6 protein-coding genes and 1 pseudogene are annotated in these 4,431 nt (G+C 64.1%); 3 read left to right on the forward strand and 4 right to left on the reverse strand.

Going from position 1 to position 4,431, the window contains the following annotated elements:
* The coding region (locus tag EOA22_RS25250; protein WP_206521335.1) for an urease accessory protein UreD at positions 1-485 on the reverse strand (485 nt) is incomplete at its 3' end.
* A gap of 221 nt (positions 486-706) precedes the next feature.
* On the opposite strand from EOA22_RS25250, the gene EOA22_RS25255 reads away from it, so the two are divergent.
* The 3 genes from EOA22_RS25255 to EOA22_RS25265 all read left to right on the forward strand — a co-directional run bounded on the left by EOA22_RS25255 (position 707) and on the right by EOA22_RS25265 (position 3,043).
* Positions 707-961 carry an acyl carrier protein gene (locus EOA22_RS25255; protein WP_013528393.1) on the forward strand — a complete coding sequence of 85 codons (255 nt, stop codon included), beginning with the start codon at positions 707-709 and terminating at the stop codon, positions 959-961.
* Between the two features lie 5 nt (positions 962-966).
* Complete coding sequence (locus EOA22_RS25260) at positions 967-2,175, forward strand: beta-ketoacyl-[acyl-carrier-protein] synthase family protein (protein ID WP_063169759.1); 1,209 nt, start codon at positions 967-969, stop codon at positions 2,173-2,175.
* A gap of 163 nt (positions 2,176-2,338) precedes the next feature.
* The gene (locus tag EOA22_RS25265) at positions 2,339-3,043 is read left to right on the forward strand and encodes a glutathione S-transferase N-terminal domain-containing protein (protein ID WP_063169760.1); all 705 of its coding nucleotides are present in this window, start codon (positions 2,339-2,341) and stop codon (positions 3,041-3,043) included.
* 23 nt (positions 3,044-3,066) lie between these two features.
* Here the strand turns inward: EOA22_RS25265 and EOA22_RS25270 are convergent, their stop codons facing one another.
* From EOA22_RS25270 to EOA22_RS25280, 3 genes and pseudogenes are all read right to left on the reverse strand, one after another.
* Positions 3,067-3,414, reverse strand: a complete 348-nt coding sequence (locus tag EOA22_RS25270; RefSeq protein WP_013528390.1) for a hypothetical protein — start codon at positions 3,412-3,414, stop codon at positions 3,067-3,069.
* A gap of 85 nt (positions 3,415-3,499) precedes the next feature.
* On the reverse strand, positions 3,500-4,120 hold the full coding sequence (locus EOA22_RS25275) for a nucleoside triphosphate hydrolase (protein WP_063169761.1): 621 nt from the start codon (positions 4,118-4,120) through the stop codon (positions 3,500-3,502).
* A gap of 110 nt (positions 4,121-4,230) precedes the next feature.
* A pseudogene (locus EOA22_RS25280) lies at positions 4,231-4,431 on the reverse strand (hypothetical protein); the annotation flags it as partial.

Genomic DNA, 4,431 nt, shown 5'->3' on the forward strand with positions numbered 1-4,431 from the left:
AAGTTGCCCTGCGTGGCGCGTTCGCCCATCGCCAGGCGGCCGAAGACGGCGGCTTCCAGCACCAGCGCCTCGGCGCCGACGGCAAGCTCGACGTTGAGCGTACGGGCAAAGGCCGCCCTGTCGAAGACGATGGTTTCCTGCGGCAGCCAGGCGATGCGGCCGTTTTCGCCTACCGACAAATTGACCCGCACTTCGGCATGGTCGGATGCCGCCCGGTAGATCTTCTCGCAGGCCTGCGTGGTGATCGATGCCGAAGCGGCCGCGCCGACATCCACGTCCCAGGCGATACGGTCGCCGCCCGTCATTCCGCCGGCGGTGTTGATCAGCACCGCTTCGAGCGGATCGGCCGAGACGGCCGGCATTCTTATCTTGGCGGCGCCGTCCTGATAGAGGCGCCGCAGGCGCGTGCGGCCCTCGCCAAGCGCGCAGGAAAGCCGCGCCACGCCCGCAACGCGCTGCGTCGAAATCCCGCCATGTTCGCCCATATCCATGCCTGCACGTTAAGCACTCCGGCGGCTTTGTCGATATGGAGTTCGATATAGCTTGTTGCTTGACAACGTTTCGGTTTCTATAGAGGGAACCACCTTGGTACGGTCATGCTGCGCTTGGCGGGGGTATTAAACGACGACGGCGGCTTGATACCAGGAGAAAAAGGGGCGCTGCTCAGTCGGCGTCGGGAAACGCGAGATAGTGGGGAAGGAACCGAATGGCCGACCAGCTGGCAACGGATATCATCGCGAAGATCAAGGCTCATGCCGAGCCGGGCGGCGAAGAAATCACCACCACCACCGAATTGACCTCGCTTGGCATCCATTCGCTCGAGCTGACGGAGATTATCTTCGATCTTGAGGAAGAGTATGGCATCGAGATCGAGATGAACACGGTCGACGCCTGGAGCAATCTGAAGAACGTCGGCGACATGGTCGAAGCTGTGCGCGCGCTGATCGCGAAAAAAGCCTGAACTGAATGCGGCAGCGCGTTGTCATCACCGGCATGGGCGGCATTTGCGGGCTCGGCACCAGCGCGCCCGCGATCTGGAACGAGATGCGCGCCGGCCGCTCGGCCATCGGCCAGATCACAAGTCCCCAACTGCATGATCTGAAGGTCAAGGTCGGCTGCGAAATCAAGACGCTTCCCGATCACGGCATCGACCGCAAGCAGACCGTGTCGATGGACCGCTTCAGCCTGCTGGCGACGATCGCAGCCAGGGAAGCCATGCAGCACGCCGGCCTGGTCTCGACTGAAGCCACCACCTATCGGATGGGCACCGTCGTCGGCGTCGGCGTCTGCGGCTGGGAGGCGATCGAAGAGAGCTATCGCGCCATACTGGTCGAGGGCAAGAACCGCGCTGGCATCTTCACCGTGCCAAAGGTCATGCCAAGCGCGGCCTCTGGCCATGTCAGCATGAATCTGGGCCTGCGCGGCCCGGTCTTCGGCGTCACCTCGGCCTGTTCGTCGTCCAACCACGCCATCGCCTCGGCTGTCGACCAGATCAGACTTGGCCGCGCCGATGTGATGGTCGCCGGCGGCACCGATGCGCCGCTGGTCTGGGGCATCCTGAAGGGCTGGGAAGCACTGCGCGTGCTGGCGCCCGACACCTGCCGGCCATTCTCGGCCGACCGCCAGGGACTGTCACTCGGCGAGGGCGCCGGCATGGCGGTCCTGGAGACGTATGAGCACGCCATGGCGCGCGGCGCCACCATCCTTGCCGAGGTCGCCGGCGCCGGCCTCTCCGCCGACGCCTCCGACATTGTCGCGCCGACCGTCGAAGGGCCGACGGCGGCCATGCGCGCCTGCCTGGCCGATGCCGGCTTCAATCCCGAGGATGTCGACTACCTCAATGCCCATGGCACCGGCACCAAGGCCAACGACCAGATCGAGACGGCAGCGATCAAGCGCGTCTTCGGCGACCATGCCTACAAGCTTTCGGTGTCGTCGACCAAGTCGATGCACGCCCATTGCCTCGGCGCATCGGGTGCGCTGGAGATGATCGCCTGCGTGATGGCGATCCGCGAAGGCATCGTGCCGCCGACGGCCAATTTTCGTGAGGCCGATCCCGATTGCGACCTCGACGTCACGCCGAATGTGCCGCGCGAGCGCAAGGTGCGCGCCGCGATCAGCAACGGCTTCGCGTTCGGCGGCACCAATGCCGTGCTGGCCTTCAAGGCTGCCTGATCTAAGGGGCGGGCGGATCTGCCCCAGGCAGGCCATTCCGTTGACTGTCCGTGCACGATGAAACCCTTCGCCGCCATATTGATCGTGCCGTGCGCCGCGTCTAATCCTTGGCCGACCCGCCAAAACCGCGCCGCTCGGCGCGAATCCTCATCCAGGAGTTTCCATGGCAGACCTGTCCGCCTTTCCGATCGCAACGCGTTGGCCGGCCAAGCATCCGGACCAGCTCCAGCTCTATTCGGCGACAACGCCGAACGGGGTGAAGATATCGATCGCCCTGGAGGAACTCGGCCTTCCTTACGAGCCGCATTGGGTCAACATCGGCCAGAACGAAAGCTGGACACCGGAATTCCTGTCGCTCAATCCCAACGGCAAGATACCGGCGATCATCGATCCCAACGGCCCGGACGGCCAGCCGATCGGCCTGTTCGAATCCGGCGCCATCCTGCTCTACCTTGCTGAAAAGACCGGCCTGCTCATGCCCATTGATGGCGCGCGCCGCTACGAGACCATCCAGTGGGTGTTCTTCCAGATGGCCTCGGTCGGGCCAATGTTCGGCCAGGTCGGCTTCTTCCACAAATTCGCCGGCCGCGAAATCGCCGACAAACGCCCTCTGGAGCGCTATCGCGACGAGTCAAAGCGACTGCTCGGCGTGCTCGACGGCCGGCTGAAGGGGCGCAAGTGGATCATGGGCAATGACTACACCATCGCCGACATCTCGCTGCTCGGTTGGGTGCGCAACCTGATCGGATTCTACGAAGCACGCGAACTCGTCGGCTTTGACGATTTCGCCCATCTGGGAACATGGCTGGAGCGCGGCCTGGCGCGGCCGGCGGTGCAAAAAGGCCTGACCATCCCGGCCAAGGGATAGAAAAACCAGCCTCCGAAGCGCGGCTATTTCGCCTTCGCTTTGGCTTTCGAACCGCCTTTGCCCATGACGGAAGCGGCGAGCGACGCAGCACCTCGGGCGGCGACCATGACCGCGCCGGCAGCGACGTTGGCTGTGGCCTTGGCCGTGCGCATCGCACTGCCGCCCAAGGAGTCGCTGGAACTCGCGGGCTTCTTCGGCTTTGCGGCTTTTGGCGCGGCTTTCGCTGCGGCCGGCACCACTTTCTTCGGCGCTGCCTTGCCGAAAGCCGGCTTGGCGTCCTTCGAACGGCCTGTCATTGCCGGGCCGGCGCCGGTTTTGGATTGGGTCGCCTTGCCCTTGGCGGGCGCAGGCTTTTTTGCCTTGGTTGCCATTGGACCGAATCCCTCTTTTGGCACAATTGTCGTGTCGGGATAACGGCCTGAAAGTCTTAAAGTTCCCCTTGCACAATCCGTCGAATCAAGCGGAAAGGCCGATCACCAGATCGGCGGCACTGCGCCGCGCGAGCACGCGCTCGATGTTGGGCAGGTCGTTGGAAGCGATCCAGGCGCGCGCATCTTCATCGGAGCGGCCATGCTCGTGCCAGCGCTCCATCAGGCGGCGCTCGAGCTCGTTGCGCGGCACGTCGACGAAGATCGAGAAATCGAACAGCGGCGCCAGCCGCGACCACGGCTCTTCGTCGAGCAGCAGGTAATTGCCTTCGACCAGGATGAACTTGGTTTCTGTGGCGACGATCGAGGCTGCGGCGCGCGACAGTTCCATGTTGCGGTCGAAGACCGGAATGGCGATGTCGGGTTCACCGGCACGGATACGCTTCAGCAAGGCCTCAAAACCGGCAAAGTCGAAGGTTTCCGGCGCGCCCTTGCGCGCGCGCAGACCGCGCCGCTCGAGCACGGCGTCGTCATAGTGGAAGCCGTCCATCGGTACGACCTCCGCTGCCCCTTCGGGCAGCAGTTCATGCAGCCTTGCCGACAGCGTCGACTTGCCGGCGCCCGGTGGACCGGCAATGGCGACGATGAAGCGGTTTGCCTTGCCGGCGCGTTTGAAGATGGTGGCGGCGAGATGGGCGATTTCGGACATGAGAGCCTCTCTGGCAGAGCTTCAGATCCACCATGTTCCGCATGATGATTTCGGCCACATCTTGGCGACAGTTCACGGAAATTTCAAACCCTGCGGCCGCGCAATCACACCTACGAGGCCAGCGGCTGGCCGATGCGCAGGAAATCGCTGTCGAAGGGAACCTCCCGCGTCGAACCGCCGGCATGCAGCCGCATGCGGCCATCCGCCGTCGTGACGTCCCGCGGCGGCTCGCCGCCCGACAGCGGCAGGACGCCGATGACGTGGCGAAAAGACACGCTTTGGCCTTCGCCCAGCGCAAAAGCGGTCGCCAC

The sequence above is a fragment of the Mesorhizobium sp. M7A.F.Ca.US.014.04.1.1 genome, assembly GCF_003998745.1.
Lineage (GTDB): Bacteria > Pseudomonadota > Alphaproteobacteria > Rhizobiales > Rhizobiaceae > Mesorhizobium > Mesorhizobium ciceri.

What these genes read in the sequence shown, in the direction of transcription:
- EOA22_RS25275 (WP_063169761.1), bottom strand. Translation starts at nt 4,120, where the DNA reads ATGTCCGAAATCGCCCATCTCGCCGCCACCATCTTCAAACGCGCCGGC.
- EOA22_RS25255 (WP_013528393.1), top strand. Translation starts at nt 707, where the DNA reads ATGGCCGACCAGCTGGCAACGGATATCATCGCGAAGATCAAGGCTCAT.
- EOA22_RS25260 (WP_063169759.1), top strand. Translation starts at nt 967, where the DNA reads ATGCGGCAGCGCGTTGTCATCACCGGCATGGGCGGCATTTGCGGGCTC.
- EOA22_RS25265 (WP_063169760.1), top strand. Translation starts at nt 2,339, where the DNA reads ATGGCAGACCTGTCCGCCTTTCCGATCGCAACGCGTTGGCCGGCCAAG.
- EOA22_RS25270 (WP_013528390.1), bottom strand. Translation starts at nt 3,414, where the DNA reads ATGGCAACCAAGGCAAAAAAGCCTGCGCCCGCCAAGGGCAAGGCGACC.